Source organism: uncultured Pontibacter sp. (assembly GCF_947492645.1).
Lineage (GTDB): Bacteria > Bacteroidota > Bacteroidia > Cytophagales > Hymenobacteraceae > Pontibacter.
The window spans coordinates 294,090-316,064 of sequence record NZ_CANLMZ010000008.1; the positions used below are offsets into that span (position 1 = coordinate 294,090).

A 21,975-nucleotide genomic window follows, 5' to 3' on the forward strand; every position below is an offset into this window, starting at 1 on the left:
CTATACTATAAACACAAAATCCCCGGCAAAGTATAAGAGCCATACTTTGCCGGGGATTTTTGTTTCGGCTGCATGTAAGGCACATAGTCTGAAGTTGCAGAAATCTTGTCTCGTTACCCTGCTCCATTTTCTATTTTCTTCTTTATATTCGTAGTTCATACTAAGAGCACAAGCCCGAAACAAACATGTACTTAAGCCTTTTCGATATCATTATTCTGTTTGGTGCTTTGCAGGGGCTTATACTTGGGTTGGTACTGTTGTTTTCGAAACCAGAAGAACGTATTTCGGGCAAGAAAAACTACTTGGCGCTGCTGGTGCTCATACTTGTTTACAACGGCCTCGAGACTTTTAGCTGGAGCTCCGACAGTACTACCTTCAACTACTTTTTCAGCCTTTTCCCGAACGTGCTTATTTTTGGGTTAGGGCCCTGTTTATACTTGTACATCCGGTCTTTTACGCAACCAAAAAGTCCCCCCCGAAGCACTCTTATAAAGCATTTTGGCATAGTAGGCTTCCAGTTTGCGTTGCGCCTGTTTATACTTCTGATTGCCACCCTTAACCAACGGGGCACAGTACTGGGCCTCTGGAGCGCTGACCTAGATATACTGCACAACGCTGTTTCGGATAACCTTGCTGTAGTGGCTTTTTTGTTTTACCTGGTGCTTACAGGCAGGGAGATATGGTTGCAGTATAAAAACCCAGAGGCGCAAGCGCCTAAAAAATGGCTTCTCACCCTTTACCTGTTCACTTTGCTGTGGGGTATTGCCTGGGCCATCACAACCATCTATCCTGTCATTTTTAAAGCAAACAAAAATAGTTACTACTACCCTATCGAGGTACTGCAGGTGCTGTTTATTTATTGGCTGGGCTTAACGGGATTTTATCGCATTAAAGTGGTGCAGGTGGAGGCGCAGAAAAAGTCTAATCTATACTTTGATGGCATTGACCCGGAAACCGTTGAAAAGTGTGTAAATGCCCTTACCAAAGCCATGGAGACCGATAAGCTATACTTAGACCCTGAACTGACAGTAAGCAAGCTGGCCGACCATATCAACATAAGTGCTAAAACAATTTCGGCGGTACTAAACCAGCAGTTGCAAAAGGGCTTCAGCGAGTTTGTGAATGATTACAGAGTAGCCGAAGTGAAGCGCCGGTTGGAGCGCCAGGATAACAAAACCATGACCATTGCCGGCATTGCCCTGGATTCGGGATTTAACTCTATGGCCACTTTCCAGCGCGTGTTCAAAACATCTGAAAGTATGACGCCTAAAGAATATGTGGCCCTGGTATCGGAGCGCAGGTCGCAGCAGGCGTAATTCCCTTTTCTCTAAAATCTGGTCGAGGCTATACTTTTTGCAGTCTTTCGTATTACTACAGCCGTATCTTTTCTAACTTGCCAACAATTACAAAACAGCGCATCCGCATGAAAGATTATAAGAAATACTACATCATTCCGGCATCACCTGAAGAAGTATATGTGGCCCTAACAAAAGCAATTACTATACAACTATGGTCCGGCGAAAACGCTGTCATGTCTACGGAGCCGGGCTCGGAGTTTGAACTGTTTGAGGGCAGCATTGTGGGCAAAAACCTGGAGTTTGAAGAGAATAAAAAGATTGTGCAGCAATGGTACTTCGGCGAGCAGGAAGAACCATCTATCGTGACAATTAAACTGCACCCGCACAAGTATGGCACTTCGGCAGAGCTAAGGCACACCAATATTCCGGATCAGGATTTTGATGACATTACCGAAGGTTGGAATGAGGCATACTTTGGTGCGCTTATAGAGTTTTACGAAGATTAATTGCCTCTAATTTTGCGGCTACGCTAAAAGGCACCGATTAGCATGATGCACAAATGCTGGTTTTTAAAGAATCAACTGAACCATTTCAGGGACAGGTTGCGACCTGTCCCTGATCATGCACCAGCTAAGTTTTTGGGTTTGTTAAAATAAAAAAGGCCAAATATAGTACCGCTAGAAACTATCTCAAACAGGGGTCACAAAGCGTGTAGGTTACTAACTATCAAGACTCTAACTCAAGCCTTGCCTGCTAAAGCTTTCCGGTGTCTCTCCTGTTCAGGTAATCCAGCACCTCTTCTACTTTAGCCAGGTCGCCCATATTGCCATACTTGTGGATGCGCTCCATTTCGCCGGCTATCAGTTCGGCGCGCGTCCCTGTTACCTTCCCCTGCGAGTGCACCACCTCTTCGCACCACGACAAATTTCTGCCGGGGTAACTGTATACTTTTAGCTTTGGGTAATGCTCCTCTACAGCGGTTACAGCCGTCATAAAAGCGCGTGGCTGCTGAAACGGCGATGCTATCACGATCAGGTGCTGGTATCCGATTGCTTTGGCATGTTTGATGGCATTTTGTGCCTCTATGCGTGTGTTCAGGCTGGTTGTACCTGTAGCTACAGGAACCGGTTCGATCTCCTCCGGCTTTACTCCCAGCTTTTGCAGTTCCTGCTGCCACCCTTCGAAGCCTGGGTAACCGCTCAAAGGCTCTGTATCCAGAAACATCACTTTTTTAGCCAGCTTGTTACTTAGCAAGTATACTGCGGATGCAAAAACCGATTGCTGGTTATCCTCTGTCTGGCCGAACAGGAAAACGGCATCAGCGGGTGCCGGCGGCAACGTGTCGCAAAGGCTACGGATAATTAGTTCTTCTAGCATAGGTGGAATATACGGAGCAATGGCTGTTTGGTAACTTGCATTAAAGTATAAAATGATTTCTGGAGGAAGTGGTAACTTGCAACGATATCTCAGTAACACCAGCATGAATAGATTTATACTTTCTGCCATACTTATACTTGTAACCATGACCGCTTACAGCCAACAGCACACAGACAACGAGGCGCTGTTAGCGCCGGTAAAACAGCAACTGGAAGCCTACAACAACCGTGACATCTAAAGATTTGCCAGCGCCTTTAGTGAGGATGTAAAAGTATACCGCCAGCCGGGTGTGCTTACCTACCAGGGCCGCGATGAACTCAGGAAACGTTACGGAGCCATGTTTGCCGCCACCCCCGATCTGCATTGCGAAATAGTGAACCGCATTGTTGCCGGCGATGTAGTGATAGACCAGGAGAAAGTGCAGCGCACCAAAGGGCAACCCCGCACCGATGCCATTGCCGTTTACCGTATAAAAAACGGTTTGATTGTAGAGGTAACGTTTATTCCGCCTGTCAGTAACTGAGCCGGACCGTATAAATTGTAGTTCCTACTTTATACCTTTGTACCCTATGGCAGAAGAACAGAAAAACAACCCGCTGCACGGTAAAACGCTGCAAATGATCCTGGAGCACCTCGTAACTTATTATGGCTGGGAACAACTGAGCACAAAGATCAATATCAATTGCTTCAAGAATAACCCAAGTATAAAATCCAGCCTGGCCTTTCTGCGCAAAACCCCATGGGCCCGTGAGAAGGTGGAGAGTTTATACTTGTATACTTTGCGTAGAGGATAACAAGAGTTTGTTTCCTTAGTGCCGGGTTCCTCCCTGCTCATACTTACAAGCCCAATCAATAATATCATAAATTTCCCTCCCGGGGGGTAGAGGGGGTTCCTACTGCTGCTTGTGTACCATACGCCAAAGCTCAATAGTTTGACCTACATTTGATTAATCACGCTTTACCATCGAAATGCTGCAATCTAACACCTAACCTTTCCAGCGTTTGTTGCCTTTGTAGACCTTCCTCATAGCTGTAGTTGTGGCTGTTGGCGATGATTTCTTCTCGCTGCAATGCAGTCCGCAGCTAGAGGAGATGGTGCACTTTTCTGGTAAGGTCACCAAGAGACATACTTCACAAACTACTGTTTAACATAATTATTACACTACAAACAACTTAACCTGATTCCCTGCTGCTTTTAGTAGTAGTTTTTTTTTCTTCAACATGCTCAAAAGCCTGCTGAGTTATTAGTATGAAAGTAAACCCTAAAGTATAAATTGGCTATATTTATACTTTAGCGAACTATAACTATGAAAAAAATCTACCTCAGCATGCTACTGGCATTGCTCTTTGCTTTAGATGCAGCAGCACAAACCACAGCTACCCTACAAAAGCAACTCTCTCAGCATTTTAACAACAAAGCCTATCCGGGCATTTTGATTGGCCACTCTAAAGGCAAAGTCAACCTTGCTCAGGCACTCGGCCATACCAGCCCCTCACGTAAGCAGTTCCTGCAGCCCAGTAGTTTGATGATGGGCGGCAGCACCGGTAAAATTGTAGTGGCAGCGGCAGCGCTTAAGCTGGTGCAGGAAAAAAAGCTGGAACTAGATGCCCCCATCAGCAACTACCTGAAAGGCGAATGGGCCACCGCCATTCCTAATTATACTTGCCTTACTGTTCGGCAGCTCATGCAGCACCGCACCGGCCTTGCCCGCTATATTTTCACAAATTTTAAAGAAGACGTAAAGCAGCACCCCGACAAAGTATGGCAACCGCTGGAGCAGGTAAAGTATATTTCGGCTGTTGCTCCTAAGTTTGAGTGCGGCGAGGACTTTGCATATTCTGATACCAACTATCTTATACTTGGCGCTATTATAGAACAGGTTTCTGGACAGGATTTTTATACGTATGCCGAAGAAAATATCCTGAAGCCAAACCACATTAAAATGTTTGTTCCTACCAACAAGCGTATTATCCCGGGCTTAGTAAATGGCTTTGCCGGCGAAAACGATCCGCTTGGTTTTAACGGCCCCGCGCTGGATGCAATAGGAAAATCAAGGTACAACATGCAGTTTGAGTGGACCGGCGGCGGCTATGCCTTTACACCCTCGATGATGGCAAAACTGATGGTCGCCATTTTTGATGGTAAGGTTTTCGGTACAGCATTGTTAGCGGAGTATACAGCCACACTACCTGCACCGGAAGTCAGAGCAGAGTACGGGCTGGGGATTATGAAGTATAACCTGAACGGGAAAACACTTTATGGCCACAGCGGCTTCTTTCCGGGTTATTTAACCCAGGTATACTACGACCCGGAAACGAAAGAGGCCTTTGTGTTTCAGATAAACACAACCGAAACCGCTGGGGTGCAGGATCTTTACAAAAGTATAAATGCCTTTTTCTCACAGCGTTAATAAAATTTTACCTACAAAAAAGCCCCAAGTATGGCAAACATACCTGGGGCTTTTTCATGCTTTCCTTAAAGCTGTGCTGTCACTACTATCGTTTTATCACTCTACCCGATCCTGATACATTTTGGCTAACAGTCGGGTTTCCCTGGTAGTATACATTGCCGCTTCCGGAGATATCTACCGTTAACGTTGCAGCAGCACTAACCTCAGCCACGCCCGAACCTGATATGTTTACTGTTACGTTTTCGGCTTGCAAGGCAAAAGCCTCTGCCCTGCCAGACCCGGAAATATTTACGCTATGGCGTACGGCCTCTCCTGCCAGCACAATCTCCCCTGAACCAGACACACGCGACATCACCTGCCTGGCATCCACATTCAACTCTATCTTACCAGATCCATTTACCTGCACCGGAATATCTTCGGCGATAAAGTTGCCCTGGCAGTTTATTCGCCCAGAGCCGTTCATCGCTAACGCATCCACTACCGGCATGGTAATGTATATCTCCACTTGCTTGCTTCTCCTTACGCAGTCCCTATGCTCAATTTTCCAGGTATTGTTGCGGATATCGGTTCTTAGTTGGTCCAGGATATTTGATTCACCTTTTACCTCGACCTGCTGTGTAGCCCCTTGAGTAATGTATACTATAAAGTCGCCGTTAGCATCTACACTCGTAAACGGATCTAAATTAAGCGTGCGTGTTTCGATACTTCCTTCGCCTTTAATGCAATTGGTATCGTTGCAGCCGCTAAGAATAATTGATAAAAACAACAGAGCAACTGCAAACCCAGTATGGTGTTCTTTAACATTAAATTTCTTTTTCATAGTTTGATTAGGTTTTGATAGTGCGTAATGAAGGAAAGATTCCATCAACTTTGCTTTAGTTGCATCAGCCTCTTAATAATTATAGCGGACGGGTCTTAAAACAAATAAAGGGCTCTACAGGAGCCCTTTATTTGTTAATCTATTCTTATTTCTACTTTCCGGTGTGCTGCGCCCTGCTCTTCAAGTATAGCGTGGTCGCTTGAGATCCAGAAGTTCTTGTGTGGGAGTTTATGCTTGATGTACCACTCCACATAGGCTGCCCTTTTTCGGCTAACATGCTGCTTGGCTGTCGCTGATCCTTTTCTGTCAGAGTATCCTGTAATATAGATGCGCGCTTCGTTTTGCTGCTTCTCCAGGAATGTATGTAACTCTTTTACAGCTGCTTTATCCAAGTAGAGGTTATTAAAACCATACAGCAACTGCAGGTCAGCTTTGCGGCTTTTCACTTCCGGAGCATTCGCCTTTACCTCTGATGCAGTACTTGGATATTGTGATGTTGATACCGCACCCTCAAAAGAGATGTCTTCGGTATAAACTTCTTCAGCAACCTCGGCACCCGTAGTATAGGCTGTGTAACCGTTCTTGGCATCTGCCGTGATCCAAAGCTCCTGCGTTCCCTGCTTTTTGTAGTAGGCATTAAAGGCATTCTCCTGATTAACCTGCCTCGCAAGTTTTACCGGCTCCTGCCCTGCTACACCCGCCTTGAAAGGCACCGCGTACACATAAGCGGCCTCCCCTGCTTTTCTGGAAAAGTACAGCGAGTCGCCGGATAGAAAAGGCGCAAACTCCGGCTGGCGCGTATTCACGTTGCCTCCCAGGTTCTTTGGTTTGTTCCAACGCTTGCCATCCCAGTTGCTCTGGTAAATATCATCGTAGCCTTTCGTCCGGGCTAATTCTCCAGAAATAAACAAATCGTTTTTATCCGGAGTAAGGAACAAGCCAAGGTTGTAGGAGTTATTTCTGAATTTGGGCAACTTACGCTCACCTGTTTTAGCAAAAACGCCTTCGTTGTAAGTATAAAACGCTATCACTTCTTCTTTGCGACCTCTCCGGTGATATACGAATACCTCTTTTGTTTCTGGGTTGCTGCCAACTACGGTGTTTACCAAACCGGCATTTAGCACGTCTTCTTTTTTAGCTGTTTCAGAATTACCTTTTTTCTCGGTGTACAAAAACTGGCCTTCTTTGTCTTTTTTGGTATAGATCAGGAGGTTGTCATCCAACAAGGTCACATCGGCCACTTCTTCGCGCGTTTCCTTGATTGGTGTTTGTGCCTGTGCAGTAAAGGCAACTGCTATAAAAAATGCTACAGAGTAAACTATTTTCTTCATATAATTTCAGGTTACCAGATGGTTACACTCTTGCCGTACTTGGGATACTTTGCCGGAAGCAGGTTGAATGTCAGCATGATCTCGTTTGTACTCTTGCCAATGCTCTTGGCATCACTTGTTGGGGCTTCATACACGTACCCTATCTTCAATTGATCTACCCGTACACCTGCATTTAAAGTATAAGCCAGGTCTTTGCGGTAACCGCCGCCAACCCACAGCATGTTCTGGTAAACAGCTTTTACCTGTCCTTCCAGCGTTTCCTTCACCTTATCATCATATTGGTAAATACCATTCAGCACAAGTCCTACCTGCTCCGTCAAAGCTGTGCGATAACCGGCCTGGGCAATGTGCTTGCGGGTATACATGTTCTTCAGGAAATTGTCTCCGGCAGTTGCCAAACCACCCTCTGCCACGTCCTGCATTGCGTAACCCAGGTAATATTTATCATGTGTCAGCATCAGGCCAAAGTTTAGGTCCAGTTTGCTCAGCTTGTTATTCTGCCCCAGCACGTCCTGGTACTGCGGGTCATTTTCCTGGTCAAGGGTTAGCTTGTTACCATCCAGGCGCTGCTGGCTAACGGCAACTGCTGTACCCCAGCGCAGGCTCAGGCTTTCGCTTAACTGTATGCGCGATCCGTAGCTCAGAAAAACCTGGCTTTCAGCGTAAGCACCAAACCTGTCGTTAAGTATGGCTAACCCGAAGGCGTGCTTTGCACCGCCCTGTCTGTTATACCTGTCCTCACGCTGTGTTTTCAGCTGGTTATTTTCCTTCCATGCGCTTAAGTCGGCCATGTCAAGCTCTGCTGATGCGAAAATAGTTTTAGGCGCATCTTCAAAGCCTGTCCATTGGTTACGGTAAAATGTTTTCACCATAGAGCCTTCAAAACCAGTTAAGGCTGGGTTGTAGTACTGCTGGAACAACGAGAAGTTGGCAATGTGTTTTCTGCTCTGGGCTTGTGCACCCAGAGCAGAAAGTATAACTGCAATAGCTATGATATACTTTTTCATTATAATTATTTCTTAAGAATTGTCACAACACCTTTCTTCACCATGTTAATGTCCTTCACCTGCACGATGTACAAGAAAGCACCTTTTCGCACTTGTCCGTTCGCATCTCTGCCATCCCACCCTTTTTCCGGGTTAGTAGTATGGAACAGGCGCACACCTGAACGGTCAAATACCTCGATCTCCACGTTGTTGTAGAATCTCAGTTCAGGGATGGTCCAGTTGTCGTTGATGCCGTCTCCGTCAGGAGAGAAAGCGTTCACGATCTTCAGTTGATCCTCTGCCTTGGCGTAAAGCTCCTTCTTTAAATTAAAGGCCTTTTCGATGGTGTTGTTGTATGGGTCGGCACTGCGGACCCTGATTGAAAGCTGCGTGATACCAGACAGGCCTTTATTCGACTTCAGGTACAGCTTATCACCTCTTAGCTCAAACAGGTCATTGTCTTTGCTGCCATCGCCATTTACCAAAGTATAGACAAATTCGCTGTCGTCCGGGTCGGTGGTAGTAAAGTTTCCGATCATATCGTCTGCAGTAGCTTCCGGTTTGAAAGTAGTCGTGCTGAAGGCAAGCGCTGTTGGCACTATATTCGGCTGTACTTCTACTGTCACTTTAGCTATGTGCTGCGCCAGGTTGGTAGTCATCGGGGCAAGTATAAGTGCGCCTGTCAGCTCGTAGGCTCCGGCTACCAGGCCGTTGTAGTTCCACTGGCTCCAGGTTACGGTCAGCTGCTCCGTAGCACCCGTAGAATAAGTAACTTCTACCTTAGCTGGCATCGGCACGTTGGAATAAGTTGTTCTGATCGGTACTTTGATTACCTCCGGCACGGTTACCGCCACGATGTCGCGCGTGATCTTGATCACTTCGGCCGTAGCGTTTGTGCCTTTGTTACCGGCTGCATCCACTAAGTATAAAGTTGCAGTCAGGGTACCGTCGTTCAGGCTAGTCAGGTCGAGTGCGTTCAGCTCAAAGTTATCCTGCGTTACCTGCGCTGTGCCAGTAAGGTCTGTTCCGCCGTTGTTGCTGGCGATGCTGTAGAAGTATACTGTACCAGGTTCTGCGCCTGTAACATTTAAGCTCATGTTTGTTACATTCGTTACATCCACACGGGCTGCGTTGAATGCCAAAGTATAGCCGGCTGGTGCAGTTGCGTCGTAAAGCAGCTGTAACACATTAGAGGCCTTGTTACCGTTGGTAGCAATATCCTGCGCAGCATTTGCGGCTACTGCTACTGTTACCCCGCCATCAGCAGCAGGTGTAACAAGCGCAACGTAAGTTTGTCCGTCAACTTCTCTGAAGTCAGAGAGAGCGCCATTTGTTACAGTCACATCCGCCGGCTCAAAACCAGCTACATCTTCCGAAAACTTGAAGGTAACATTAAACGCTGCATTTGTAGGATCAGGAGCAGTAGTAGAAACTACAAGTTCAGGCTTTGTAGCATCATACATGCGCGTAAGCACAACAGGTGCTATATTTCCGTTTGTAGCTGCATCAAATGCCACATCAGCAGCAACAGCTACATTTACTTCTCCGTCAGCGGTTGGCGTAATCAGGGCTGTGTATACTTGCCCGTTTGCACTTTCAAAAAGAGAAGCCACACCGTTGGTAACAACTATGTCTGCCAAATTAAAACCGGAAACAGCCTCTGAGAAAGTAAAGGCAACTGTGAAGGAAGCATTTACATAAGCTGCTGCTTTGGAGTATAGCTCTACTGTTGGCTTTGTAATGTCATACAGCGTTATGATTTCGTTTGATACTGTGTTACCGTTCAGTGATGCGTCTACAGCTTTGTCTGCCGCTATACTTACTTTAACTATAGCTTCTGTTGCAGGAGTGATAATGGCCGTATAAGCGCTGTTGCTTACCGCAGTAAAGTCTGTTACTGTACCATTCTCAACAGTTATACTTTCGGCATCAAACTCATTTACATTTTCGCTGAAGGTAAACTTAACTTCGAAAGCAGCATTTGTTGTAGCAGGCACCAAACTAGAAGCTACTACAGTTGGTCGGGTAGCATCGTATGTAATCTGGCTTTGCAGCAGCTCCACGTTGCCAGCTGCATCTTTCAGCTGTAACATAACAACCTGAGCTCCTTCTACTGCAGTTAGCAGCCATACTTTAGATGTGCCTGTTTCTTCCCAGGCACTCCAGTTATTACCGCCATTAGAGAACTGCATGTGTGTTACACCAGTACCTGTGCCGTCTGCAGATGTGATGCTTAGGGTTACTTCTCTGTTATTTGTAAAGTCCGCACCATCATTGATTGCAATTGTACCAGTAGGCTTGGTTTTATCAATTATGAAGTTAACTGTGGTGCTGTTTGTAGCGGCATCTGTTACAGTTAAAGTATAAACTCCCTCTGCACTTACAACTGTTCCACTTGCAAAAGCCTCTCCATTTAATGTAGCTGTGCCTTCATTAAAGCTGATGGTTCTGTCAGAGTTATACTTGCCGTTATCCGCTACACCTGTTACAATTGGGTGTGTCTTGTCAATAGCGAAGCTCACAGTTGTAGTGTTTCCAGCCTCATCAGTTACAACTAAAGTATAGGCGCCGTCTGCACTAACAGTAGTTTGGCTTACAAATGTGCTGCCGTTTAGCAAGGCTGCTCCCTCATTAAAGCTTATTGTTACATTCGTGTTGTAGTGGCTGTTATTGTTTATACCAGTTACTACTGGTGCTGTATTATCAAGTAAATACTGTTCGTTCTGGCAGTTACCTGGCGCGAATGTATTACCGGCCACATCAACTATACCTGCGCCATCGTCTTTAAGCATCAGCGAAATTGTGCCATCGCCAGTTGCCCCGCTTACTACAACATCAAAGGCTGTAGTTGAATAGCTGGTAACTGTAGAGATTACACCCGTGGCCGTACCTGTGCTGGATAACTTAAACGCAGCTATACTTAAACCACTAACTGGCTCACTAAAAGTGATACGGTATGTTAAAGAGGTTGCATTTGTAGTAGCTGCCGATGGTGTATGGCGATTTATGCTTATTAAAGAAGGAGCAGTTGCATCTAATGTAATTCCCGCTTTAGTTGTCGCTACGTTTCCTGCTGCATCCCGTAACTGTGCATAAATTACCTTGTAGCTGTCACCATCAGTTACAGACCAGGCTTTTGTCTCTGCAGCAGTCTCCCATGCGCTCCAGTTTTGTGCATCGTTAGAAAAGCGCATGTCAGTTACACCGCTACCCTCACCATCCTGATATGTCAGAGTTAGAGTAACATCTGCAGAAGTAGCTGATGATGCGTCGCCATTAATAATTAAATTGGCGATTGGCAAAGATTTATCGATCGTATAGGCTGGACCATTAGTAAAAGGTACATTGCTTACTTCTGGTACCACCCCCGTTGTGTTAGCAAGATTTAATTTAATCGTCCCATCACCACTACCAGTACTTGCAGTTACAGTATATGTATTACCTGTGCCTGCAACACTTGTGATAATTGCTCCTGCAACTCCAGAACTCGTCAAAGTAAAATTTGAGATTGTGATCCCAGCTACCGCTTGGTTGAACTTAACAAGAAACTCAACATTACCTGCATTAGAAACAGATGATGATTGTCGCTCGATAGTAGCTAACGCAGTTTGGGTATAAAAATCCCTTACGTCACCATAGCTTACACCTAAAGAATTGATTGCAAATGACTTGAAATATATTTTGGTACCTGCTGGTAGATTCTCCACCACATAAGCATAAGCTCCTGGCCCTGTTTCCATGGCAACCTTATTTCCTGTATTCAGGTCAAGGGCTTCAGTTGTGTTCCATACAATGCCCCTTTCTGTGATAGCGGCTCCACCGTCAGCTGTTACATTTCCGCCTAATAATGCTGAGTTGCCTGTAATGCTTGATGCAGCTGTAGTTGATACGGAGGGGACAGTTTGTGTATTTACAGTTAATGTTACTTCATTTGAAATAATTTCAGCACCACACGAATTAGAAACCTTAGCTCTGAACTTGTTGCCATTCTGAGCAGCGCCTGCATTAAACTTTAAAATTGTACTGTTTTGTTCTGCCAGATTAATCCAAGAACCATTAGCAAATGTTTGCCATTGTATTAATGGAGCAGGTTTACCAGATACCGCAACTTCAAATAAGGCTTCTGTATCAACTTTAACAGTTACGCTTTGTGGTTGATCCTGTATGGTTGTAACTTCATTTACTGTAAGCGTAGCCGGGTCAGAGAGAAGGTTGGAAGATTTTATCGTATTAACGACACATCGATATTTAACTCCATCCAAGCCGTTAACATTTGCTATGTTTAATTTGCTTGTAGTTACCCCTGAGTAATTAGAACCATTAGATAGGTTTATCCAAGAATTATTAAAAACCTGCCATTGAAAAGATGTTGGTTCGAGCGCCTCAACACGAAATTCAGCACTTCCACCAGCACAAGCAATTGTACTAACTGGTTGTAAAGTGATATCAGCTACAACAACAAAATCTGAAATTTTTAGAACACCTCTGCCGCAGCAGTTATCATAGTTGTAAACTTTAAAGCCGAACTTATCTCCAGCTTTTACAAGTACGTCCGTAATACTGCCATTGCCTCCATTCGATATCAAGGTTTCAGTACCACCATTTATATAATGAGCTACCTCAATATCAGGATTTTCAAATTCATATTTAAATGAAATTTTCCCAGAATAAGGCATCGTGATGAAGTAAGATTCAGCAAGGTCATTACTGTACATTCCCGAATTGTTATCACTACCGTACAAAGTAATAGAGCCTGGAGCCCCAGATACATCTACATGTCCATCCCCTCCTTGAGTATTTGAATAAAATGACCACTTGGAAGGGCTAAAATCTTCAGAGAACTGAGCCTTTGATAAATTGGCACTTGTTAAGGCTAAAATAAAGATAAAGGATACTAGCAGCCGTCTCATTTTTAGTTTGAGAAATGCGTATAGTTTATCCTTGTCCCATCTGTATGAAGGGAAGGAAGTTTTGACCATAAAAGACTGGGTTAGTAGATGTTATGCTATAAATTTCTATTTTTTTGCCCGCAAATGTAGAAGCAAAAATTTACTAATCAACATCCTTTACAAAGATGTTAAATCATTGATAGTACAACACGGCATAATACTATTTAATGTCTATAATTAGCGTTTTAAATAAATAAAACACTATATAAAATATAATATATAGTGTTTTATTCTTTACTAGGCACCAGGATGTTTTAATTTGCCGTTGTGCAGTTGGATGATGGTACCTTGATCTAAGGATTCTCTTAAAAAAGATATGATGTATTCCTGATGTCTCGGCTCGAACTCCTGTACCAGTTCCTTTGGGGAGTATGGTTTGATCTGTAGCAACTGTAAAATTTTACCACGAAGCTGGGGCTCCACTTGCACTTCACGCTCCTTTTTGCGCTCGGCAAGGCAGTAGTCGCAGATCCGGCAGCTAGCAACAGTAACTTCCCCGAAATAGGCAAGCAAAAGCTGCGTACGGCAGCGGTTGGTAGCCTCTACGTAGTAGGCCATTTCTTTGGCCTGTTCCTGTGCCCGCTTTCGTAGCTGGTTTAATTTACCAATATCCAGCACTAAGGTAGAGGCATCCTGGCGTGGTTTTGTGAATACAAGCTGAGGCGAGTCGTGCTGCGGCTCGTAAACCAACAGCTGTAATTTATGCATGTACTCCAGTTTTTTGCGTAACTCCTGCTCTGGCATGTTTAGTTGCTTTGCCAGTTTTGGCTCAGCTATTTTCACAAAATTAACGAAAGCCTCGCCACCGTAAGTCCGTACTATTGCCTGGATTAGTTTATCGAGTGCGGGGTTCGCCAGCTGAAACTCATAGAGCCTGATATTTTCAACTGTAAAGTATAACCGGGAGGGCATGTAGAAGCTTTCGTTTAGTTGAATGTAGCCCTCGCTTTCCAGGCGTTTTATGGCGTGGTGCACCTGCAACGGCTGTAACTTGTAGTTTTTTGAGAACTCAGCCAGATCAAAATCAAAACTGCTAAGCAAGCCACTTCCTACTGCCAACTGGTAATAGTTGGCAAGGCATTGGTACACCCTGCGTATAAACTCTACAGGCGGATGAGCATCTTCTACTTTCTGCAGCAGCTCTTTGGTATCGTTTGGTCCGTAAAGTATGGTGGCATAGGCATACTTCTCATCTCTGCCAGCACGGCCTGCTTCCTGGTAATAAGCTTCCAGGCTTTCCGGCAGGTCAAGGTGCACTACCAGCCGGACGTCAGGTTTATCAATGCCCATACCAAAGGCATTAGTGGCTACCATTACCCTAACTTTATCTTCTATCCAAAGCTGCTGCACTTGGCTGCGCTCCTCAAACTTTAGCCCGGCATGGTAAGCAGCGGCAGAAATGCTGCGGGCCTTTAGAAACTTAGTCAACTCAACGGTTTGCCTGCGGCTGCGCACATACACGATACTTTGCCCTTGCATGCGTTGCAGAATCTCCAACAAGCGGGTTACTTTGTCCTCTGTGTAAAGGCAGGAGTATGAAAGATTCGAACGGGCAAAGCTCTTCTGAAAAACGTTCGGCTTCGGGAAGTTCAGTTTTTCCTGTATATCAGTTTTAACAGGCGCTGTGGCTGTGGCAGTAAGGGCTATAACCGGCACTCCGGCAAGTGTATTCCTTAGCTCGGCCAGTTGTAAGTATGGCGGCCTGAAATCGTAGCCCCATTGCGAGATACAGTGTGCCTCATCTACTGCCAGCAGGCTAACGTTCATCTTCTTTACCCGCTCCTTAAACAGGTCTGTCAGTAAACGCTCCGGCGACAAGTATAAAAACTTAACACTACCATACACGCAGTTGTCCAGGGCAATGTCAATCTCCCGGCGGTTCATGCCGGAGTATATGGCTACCGCAGCTATCTCTCTTTTCTTCAACTGCTCCACCTGGTCCTTCATCAAGGCAATGAGCGGCGTAATTACGATGCAAAGCCCCTCCAAAGCCATAGCCGGCACCTGAAAGCAGATTGACTTACCGCCGCCAGTTGGCAAAAGAGCCAGCGTATCCTGCCCCGCCAGCACCGAACGGATAATATCCTCCTGCAACGGCCTGAACTGCTCGTAGCCCCAGTAGGTTTTAAGTATGTGGTGGATGTCCTGCACAGCGATAGGTATATACTTGCACAAAGTTATAAAACTTATGCCCATCGCCTATACCAGCTAAAGAGAGCAGGTAAATAAGAGACTAGAAAATTAAAAGAACTAAAAAGGCTTCAGCACCTACGCGTGCTGAAGCCTTTTTAGCTATTGTTGCAGACTTTAGAAGTTAGCCGATACACCTAATGTGCTGTAGCCAAAGGCACCACGGCCTGCTTCCAGAAATATGCCTACTTTATCGTTAAATTTATACTTGGCACCAAGTACAGGCCCTACAAAGAAATTGGTCTCGTTGGCGTAATCCTCCAAAAACTCATCTCCGGAAAACGACCTGAACTCCAGGCCCGCCATCAAAGTACCGTAGAGGTCAACTTTGTTTTCGTTGATGCTCATGTCTAACGTTTCGTTTAACAGCGATACCGCGTGAAAAGTACCTCTAACCCCAACTGAAGTAAAGTTCCAGCTATACTTGTAGCCAGCTCCTTTATACTTCCAGCTGGCATAGCCTACGTAAGGGCCAACGCTTATAAACTCGTGAACTCCTTTTTCCAGGGAGGCGGTAACTGGTAAAAAGCCACCAGTACGACTGCCTACATACCCGTAGCCGTAGTAGCCAAGCGATACGCCTGCATTCAAGATGTAATCTCCTTGCTCATAAGCTTTTTTCTGAGCATAAGCAGACTGGCCAGCTAGCACTACTACAAGCGCTAGCAAAGCAAAAATTGTTTTTTTCATAGTTGTGGAAATTAGAACAGTATAATTTTAACTTATTAATATCACAAAGTTATGAATAATTTTAATTATACTAATAACAACTCATAAAACTGTACCTGAATCTGAGTATATCTACCATAACAACAGGCGAAATAAGCTTGTAAATAAGTAATTAAACTAAAGGGGAATACCTTATAAGCTTACGTAAAACCAAAATCTCCTACTAAGCAGCTGATCCTGAAGTATAGGCTTTGTGTTGCTGAGAAAAGCTACTTTAAATTAAAATAGCAAAGCGTTTAAAAGCCATATATGAAAAATGTATTGCCCTATAAAGTAAAAGCCCCACCTCAAAAGAGGTGGGGCTTATGCTACTGGTATTGCTACAAAAAATATTATGCAGCTGCAGATTGTCCGTCTTCACGGTCTTCGATCACTTTTTTCAGTTTTTCGATGGCCTGCGCCGCACGCTCCTCATCAAAACGGTTGATATTAAGCAGCATTTTAGTTTTCTCCTGACGCGTAATGGTCGGGTTATTCAGCAAACGAATGATTTCCTCTTTCTGCTTGGCAGATGCGTAGCGCACGCTGGCACTTTGCTCTTCTGTAGTTGCAGTTTCAGCAACTGTTGCCGAAGAAGAAGCGGATTTCATTGTTGGTTTTTTCTCTGTTGGAACCGCTGGCTTAGCAGTTTGCTCATTGCCTGCATAATCCATCTCCTCTACAGGAGTGGGTTCATAGCCGGCAGCGCGAATAATCCAGGCCAAAATATTACGGTAAGCTTTACCAATGGCTCTTGTCTGGGCCATAGAGGCAATTGCAAATTCCTGGTAATACTTCTTGCCCTGCTCTTTGTTTGAGCAAATTGCAAATCCGGCTCCAACTACTTGTTGGCTTCGCAGATCAAGCAGATTTACTTTAGCCTGATATTTTATTTCGTCGTCGGTACTGATGTTTACCACGTGCTCCACAACAGGAAGAATACCCAAGCGAGATCCGGCATACTGCCATCCCTCCACATTTACGTACTCTTTCCCTTGTATATTCTGGTATAAACGGTTCTCTTTAATAAACTTAGCTAAGTCAACAGCTAAGTGAAGCGTCTCATCAGACTTGGCAATATCATAGCTTTCAATCTTCGCTTTTTTCTGCACCTTCGTCTCTTTAACTGGTTGATTCATATTTTATTAGCTTTCATGTTTTAGTACATATATCAAACACAGCCACTAAGCAAATAGTGCAAAAAATTACAAAAAATATAGATTTTATATCATTGTAAATCAATGAGTTACAAATTATTTTTCATAAAACTATTTACCCTACTCTCAATGCTGTAACTGGCTAAAAGTTGAGCAAAGGGTAAAGTATACGTACGGGTTTGGGAGCTAAGAGTTTAGGGGCTGGAGAAGTAGGATTACTGGCTGTGGTAAAGCATATGATTTTATACTTTACTGCAAAGCACCAGGTAGTTTAGAGGTAAAGCTGCAAAAACTCTATATGGAAACAACCTTGCTTTGAGAATTGAATGCGGAACCAATTTTCCAAAGTATAAAGTATGGCTTTTGCCCTGGTAGCTTGCTCTAAAACTAAAAGCTGCAAGGGCAAAGGCTATTGCGCCACAAGTTTAGTTGGCGCTAAACTAGCGGAATAACACTATAAACTTTTAAATTTCTACTTCAGAAACAATCTGGCCGTCTTTCATTACAAGCGTTCTATCGGCCATGCCTGCCAACTGCTCGTTATGGGTCACGATCACAAATGTCTGCCTGAACTCGTTGCGGAGCCTGAAGAAGATATCGTGCAGTTCCTGTGCGTTTTTTGAATCCAGGTTGCCGCTTGGCTCATCAGCAAATATGATTTTAGGGGAGTTAATTAAAGCGCGGGCAACGGCTGTGCGCTGCTGCTCTCCACCCGACATTTCAGATGGTTTGTGGTGCAGGCGGTGCGAGAGGCCAAGCATCCCCAGCAATTCCTCTGCCCGTTGGGTAACTTCCTTTTCAGGGCGGCCAGCTAAAAAGCCGGGCAGGCAGGCATTTTCCAGGGCAGTAAATTCTGGCAGCAGGTTATGAAATTGGAAAATAAAGCCAATGTGCCTGTTACGGAAACGGGCCATTTCAGAGGCATTCATGCGGGCAATGTTCTTGCCCTCAAACACAACTTCACCGGAGTCTGCTGTATCCAGGGTACCCAAAATGTGCAGCAGCGTGCTTTTGCCGGCACCCGAGGCTCCTACAATAGAGACGATCTCTCCCGTTCCAATTTTTAAATCGATTCCCTTCAGTACCTGAAGCGAGCCATACTTTTTGTGGATGTTTGTTACCTGCAGCACGTTGTTAAGATCTGTTGTTGGCTTGCGTTACCGCTATAATTCTGCCAAATCTACAAAATAAATGATAAATGTGGTTTAGTGGCTTCTATTCTGAGGCAAACTGCTTTTGATCTTTCTCCAGCACGTCTTTTACATACAACTCGTTTATGACGATTAGCAATACCGCAAGTATGGGCGCTGCAAGCAGCAACCCTATCGCACCCTCCAGTATACCCAAAAGCACCTGGAAGAAGAGCAAAAGCGCCGGAGGCAGATCAACGGTTTTCTGAAAGATAAGTGGCGTAACAACATAGCTTTCCACCATTTGTATTGCCCCGTAAACCAGCATCGCATAAAGCGCCATTTGGGGACTAACGGTTAAACCAACCAATAGTGCCGGCAGCGCAGCAATCCAGGGGCCGATGTTAGGCACGAAAGCAAACAGAAAGGCGATAAAAGCCAGCGCAAAAGCCAATGGCAAACCAACCAAAGTATAGCCAATGGCAGTACTCGCACCTATTACTGTCATGGCCATCAGCATCGCCAGTAGCCATAGTTTAAGTGTAGTGTAGCATTTATCCAGTACCTCGAGCACCCGGGTGCGGTGCCTTGCCGCAAATAGCTTCGAGAATCCTACTGTGTAAAGCTTGGGGTTAGATGCCAGAAAAATTGCCGTAATAATCACAATGGCAATATCAGCAAGTATACTTATGGTGGTAGAAAAGGCAGATGTTACTTTAGAGAAAATGCTTTTTGTTTCAGGAAGCATTTCATTCATGTCTTCGGGTACTTCATCCATTATTTTCTGCCCTACCCCAAAGCTCCCCAACCAATTCTGTACTTTATCCATAGAGGTGGGTATTGTTTGCTCCATTTCCTGCACCTGCTCGCCAACGGTGGGCGCAATAAGTATGAAAGCCCCAACCAGCGTCCCAAAAAATATAAGCACAGCCAACAAAAGGGCAATACCATGTTTTAAGTTAACTTTTTTCTGGAGCCACTCAGCGATGCCGCTAAACAGCACCGCCAGCAAAATACCGGCAAACACCAGCAGAAAAAAGTAAGCATGTTGCCCAAGCATGTAAAATGCCGCCGCTATTAAGGCTACAATAAATGCCGCAAGGGCCACACGCTTGGCATAGGAATAATTGTCGGGCATACTTACCTGGTCTGAATGATGAATAGTTGCATATACTTTCATACTTGTATTACCTGCGTCTCGTTACAAACTGCGCTGCAGGTTGAAGTATAATAGAAGGTGTGTAGTTTAAAGGCAATATTTTAAAAAAGCTTTACTTGAATTTAAGGCTAATAAAACGTACTTTCGTGCGTCCATTAAAACTGAAAGCATGAACATACACGAATATCAGGCTAAAGACATATTAAAAAGCTACGGTGTACGCATACAAGAGGGTATCGTGGCTGAAACGCCAGACCAGGCAGTAAAGGCAGCTATGAAGCTTACTGAAGAAACAGGCACTAGCTGGCATGTTATTAAAGCACAGATTCATGCGGGTGGCCGTGGTAAAGGCGGTGGCGTGAAACTTGCTAAAAACCTGGACCAGGTAAAGCAGATTGCAAACGACATTCTGGGTATGACGCTGGTAACGCACCAGACAGGCCCTGAAGGTAAACTGGTACAGAAAGTACTTGTTGCACAGGATGTATACTACCCAGGCGAGTCTGATCCAAAAGAGTTTTACCTGAGCATTCTGCTTGACCGTGCAAAAGGTCAGAACGTGATCATGGCATCTACAGAAGGTGGTATGGACATCGAGGAAGTTGCTGAGAAAACTCCTGAGAAAATCATCAAAGAATGGATTGACCCGGCTACAGGTTTAAGACCTTTCCAGGCAAACAAAATCGCTTTCGCGTTTGGCTTACAAGGCGAAGCTTTCAAAGAGATGGTGAAATTTATCACTAACCTTTACAGAGCTTACGTTGAGACAGACTCTTCTATGTTTGAAATCAACCCTGTGTTGAAAACATCAGACAACAAGATTCTGGCTGTAGATGCTAAAGTTGACTTAGATGACAACGCATTGTTCCGCCACAAAGACCTGGCTGTACTTCGCGATACAACAGAAGAAGATCCGTTGGAAGTTGAAGCAAGCGCATCTAACCTGAACTATGTAAAGCTTGACGGTAATGTAGGCTGTATGGTAAACGGTGCCGGCCTTGCTATGGCAACAATGGATATCATTAAGCTTTCTGGTGGCGAGCCCGCTAACTTCCTTGACGTAGGTGGTGGGGCAAACGCACAGACGGTAGAAGCTGGTTTCCGCATTATCCTGAAAGACCCGAACGTTAAAGCGATCCTGATCAACATCTTCGGTGGTATCGTTCGTTGCGACAGAGTTGCAAATGGTGTGGTTGAGGCTTACAAAAACATTGGTGATATCCGTGTTCCGATCATCGTTCGTCTGCAAGGTACAAACGCTGAAGAAGGTGCCCGCATCATCGACGAGTCTGGCTTAAAAGTATACTCTGCCGTTGCTTTGAAAGAAGCTGCTGAAAAAGTAAAGCAGGTTTTAGCTGAAGTTGGAGCTTAAATCAGCTACACTAAATAAAAACAGAAAGGGCTGCCGTAATTGGCAGCCCTTTCTGTTTTTATACTTTATAAATTTCAGAATTACTTAAAGTAAATTCCAGTCCCACTTCAGTCAGGTGCAACCTTGAGTTGCTAAACACTTAAAAACGACCTGAACATTTCAACCTCTGAATGCTAATTTTCTACAATCTCTAATTGCACATCAATATTACCCTGAACCCCAATCGAGTAAGGGCAAATCTGGTGTGCTTCTTCCACCATCTGCTGGGCTTTTTCTTTATCTACGCCTTTCAGATCTACTTCCAGCTTTACCGACAGCCCATATCCCCCTTCATCAGTTTTGTTCAGATCGACATGCGCAGTAACAGTAGACTCCGGGTTTAAGCGTTCGTGGTGGTTGCCAGCCACTACTAATAAAGCACTTTGAAAACACGCTGCATAGCCTGCAGCAAATAATTGCTCGGGGTTTGTTTTTCCTTTAACACCTCCCAGGGTCTCGGGAACAGATAGTGGCATGTCTAATACACCATCTGATGATTTAACATGACCTTTGCGGCCGCCTGTGGCAGTAACCTCTGCCGTATACAGTTTTTCCATAATGCGTGGTTAATGTAGTTTGAAATCAGTTGGTTATTTTAACTACAGAAACCGTGTGTTTGTTTGCACTCTTACTGCCTATAATTAGGTATAGCAAGCTTTTCGTAAAATAAGCATAGTTTTTTATACCAGAAGTTTCGTATTGTGCGCATACTTGCTATTTTTGCAAACGTTCTGCACCCGTAGTTCAACTGGATAGAATATCGGATTTCGGCTCCGAGGGTTAGGGGTTCGAATCCTCTCGGGTGCACTATTTAACAAACACAAGCGCTGGCCTTCTAATTGGAAGCCAGCGCTTTGTGTCTTAAAAACAGCTTATTAATCTAACAAATAGCTAAAATGTTAGATTAAATCTCTCAAATGTTAGATTAAATTTCGAGCGCTTATTAACAGTAAAGTTATATTCTTAGTTAAATCGTGACTATAGTCGACAACTCCTATAGCGTTTGTTTTACCCGGCAATCTTAAACAGTCATGAAAATTTGTCGGTT

The 21,975-nt window shown here is 44.7% G+C and carries 18 protein-coding genes, 1 tRNA gene and 1 pseudogene; 8 read left to right on the forward strand and 12 right to left on the reverse strand.

What is annotated here, in order from left to right:
- Entirely contained in the window at positions 1 to 159 is a 159-nt protein-coding gene (locus tag Q1A23_RS11745; protein WP_299823573.1) for a hypothetical protein, read from the reverse strand.
- Positions 160 to 185: 26 nt separating this feature from the next.
- Here Q1A23_RS11745 and Q1A23_RS11750 point away from each other — a divergent pair, with 26 nt between their 5' ends.
- Complete coding sequence (locus Q1A23_RS11750) at positions 186 to 1,316, forward strand: helix-turn-helix domain-containing protein (RefSeq protein ID WP_299823574.1); 1,131 nt, start codon at positions 186 to 188, stop codon at positions 1,314 to 1,316.
- Positions 1,317 to 1,423: 107 nt separating this feature from the next.
- Entirely contained in the window at positions 1,424 to 1,804 is a 381-nt protein-coding gene (locus Q1A23_RS11755) for an SRPBCC domain-containing protein (protein ID WP_299823576.1), read from the forward strand.
- Between the two features lie 247 nt (positions 1,805 to 2,051).
- On the opposite strand, the gene Q1A23_RS11760 is transcribed toward Q1A23_RS11755, so the two are convergent.
- A complete protein-coding gene (locus Q1A23_RS11760; RefSeq protein WP_299823578.1) occupies positions 2,052 to 2,675 on the reverse strand; it encodes a YdcF family protein in 624 nt (207 codons plus the stop codon).
- Positions 2,676 to 2,778: 103 nt separating this feature from the next.
- Here Q1A23_RS11760 and Q1A23_RS11765 point away from each other — a divergent pair, with 103 nt between their 5' ends.
- The 4 genes and pseudogenes from Q1A23_RS11765 to Q1A23_RS11780 all read left to right on the forward strand — a co-directional run bounded on the left by Q1A23_RS11765 (position 2,779) and on the right by Q1A23_RS11780 (position 5,086).
- On the forward strand, positions 2,779 to 2,913 hold the full coding sequence (locus tag Q1A23_RS11765; RefSeq protein ID WP_299823580.1) for a hypothetical protein: 135 nt from the start codon (positions 2,779 to 2,781) through the stop codon (positions 2,911 to 2,913).
- Between the two features lie 15 nt (positions 2,914 to 2,928).
- Positions 2,929 to 3,198, forward strand: a pseudogene (locus Q1A23_RS11770) (nuclear transport factor 2 family protein); the annotation flags it as partial.
- Positions 3,199 to 3,244: 46 nt separating this feature from the next.
- Positions 3,245 to 3,469, forward strand: coding sequence for a VF530 family protein (locus tag Q1A23_RS11775; RefSeq protein WP_299823582.1), 225 nt, complete (start codon positions 3,245 to 3,247; stop codon positions 3,467 to 3,469).
- Between the two features lie 513 nt (positions 3,470 to 3,982).
- The gene (locus tag Q1A23_RS11780; protein ID WP_299823584.1) at positions 3,983 to 5,086 is read left to right on the forward strand and encodes a serine hydrolase domain-containing protein; all 1,104 of its coding nucleotides are present in this window, start codon (positions 3,983 to 3,985) and stop codon (positions 5,084 to 5,086) included.
- Positions 5,087 to 5,171: 85 nt separating this feature from the next.
- Here the strand turns inward: Q1A23_RS11780 and Q1A23_RS11785 are convergent, their stop codons facing one another.
- From Q1A23_RS11785 to Q1A23_RS11825, 9 genes are all read right to left on the reverse strand, one after another.
- Positions 5,172 to 5,906, reverse strand: a complete 735-nt coding sequence (locus tag Q1A23_RS11785) for a head GIN domain-containing protein (protein ID WP_299823587.1) — start codon at positions 5,904 to 5,906, stop codon at positions 5,172 to 5,174.
- A 134-nt stretch (positions 5,907 to 6,040) separates the two neighbouring features.
- Positions 6,041 to 7,237, reverse strand: a complete 1,197-nt coding sequence (locus tag Q1A23_RS11790) for an OmpA family protein (protein WP_299823590.1) — start codon at positions 7,235 to 7,237, stop codon at positions 6,041 to 6,043.
- 11 nt (positions 7,238 to 7,248) lie between these two features.
- Complete coding sequence (locus tag Q1A23_RS11795) at positions 7,249 to 8,244, reverse strand: PorP/SprF family type IX secretion system membrane protein (protein ID WP_299823593.1); 996 nt, start codon at positions 8,242 to 8,244, stop codon at positions 7,249 to 7,251.
- Positions 8,245 to 8,249: 5 nt separating this feature from the next.
- Positions 8,250 to 12,938, reverse strand: a complete 4,689-nt coding sequence (locus Q1A23_RS11800; RefSeq protein ID WP_299823594.1) for an Ig-like domain-containing protein — start codon at positions 12,936 to 12,938, stop codon at positions 8,250 to 8,252.
- 471 nt (positions 12,939 to 13,409) lie between these two features.
- Complete coding sequence (locus tag Q1A23_RS11805) at positions 13,410 to 15,347, reverse strand: ATP-dependent DNA helicase RecQ (RefSeq protein WP_363322042.1); 1,938 nt, start codon at positions 15,345 to 15,347, stop codon at positions 13,410 to 13,412.
- Positions 15,348 to 15,479: 132 nt separating this feature from the next.
- Positions 15,480 to 16,052 (reverse strand): hypothetical protein, encoded by a 573-nt coding sequence (locus tag Q1A23_RS11810; RefSeq protein WP_299823596.1) that lies wholly within the window; start codon positions 16,050 to 16,052, stop codon positions 15,480 to 15,482.
- Between the two features lie 371 nt (positions 16,053 to 16,423).
- Positions 16,424 to 17,209: a hypothetical protein gene (locus Q1A23_RS11815; RefSeq protein WP_299823598.1), complete on the reverse strand. Its 786-nt coding sequence runs from the start codon at positions 17,207 to 17,209 to the stop codon at positions 16,424 to 16,426.
- 482 nt (positions 17,210 to 17,691) lie between these two features.
- On the reverse strand, positions 17,692 to 18,357 hold the full coding sequence (locus Q1A23_RS11820; protein WP_299823600.1) for an ABC transporter ATP-binding protein: 666 nt from the start codon (positions 18,355 to 18,357) through the stop codon (positions 17,692 to 17,694).
- A gap of 85 nt (positions 18,358 to 18,442) precedes the next feature.
- Positions 18,443 to 19,537, reverse strand: coding sequence for an AI-2E family transporter (locus Q1A23_RS11825; RefSeq protein WP_299823602.1), 1,095 nt, complete (start codon positions 19,535 to 19,537; stop codon positions 18,443 to 18,445).
- A gap of 148 nt (positions 19,538 to 19,685) precedes the next feature.
- Between Q1A23_RS11825 and sucC the strand changes: the two genes are divergently transcribed.
- Positions 19,686 to 20,888: an ADP-forming succinate--CoA ligase subunit beta gene (sucC, locus tag Q1A23_RS11830; RefSeq protein ID WP_299823604.1), complete on the forward strand. Its 1,203-nt coding sequence runs from the start codon at positions 19,686 to 19,688 to the stop codon at positions 20,886 to 20,888.
- A gap of 173 nt (positions 20,889 to 21,061) precedes the next feature.
- On the opposite strand, the gene Q1A23_RS11835 is transcribed toward sucC, so the two are convergent.
- Positions 21,062 to 21,484: an organic hydroperoxide resistance protein gene (locus tag Q1A23_RS11835; protein WP_299823606.1), complete on the reverse strand. Its 423-nt coding sequence runs from the start codon at positions 21,482 to 21,484 to the stop codon at positions 21,062 to 21,064.
- Positions 21,485 to 21,660: 176 nt separating this feature from the next.
- On the opposite strand from Q1A23_RS11835, the gene Q1A23_RS11840 reads away from it, so the two are divergent.
- Positions 21,661 to 21,734 (forward strand) — tRNA-Arg (locus tag Q1A23_RS11840).
- Positions 21,735 to 21,975 lie beyond the last annotated feature (241 nt).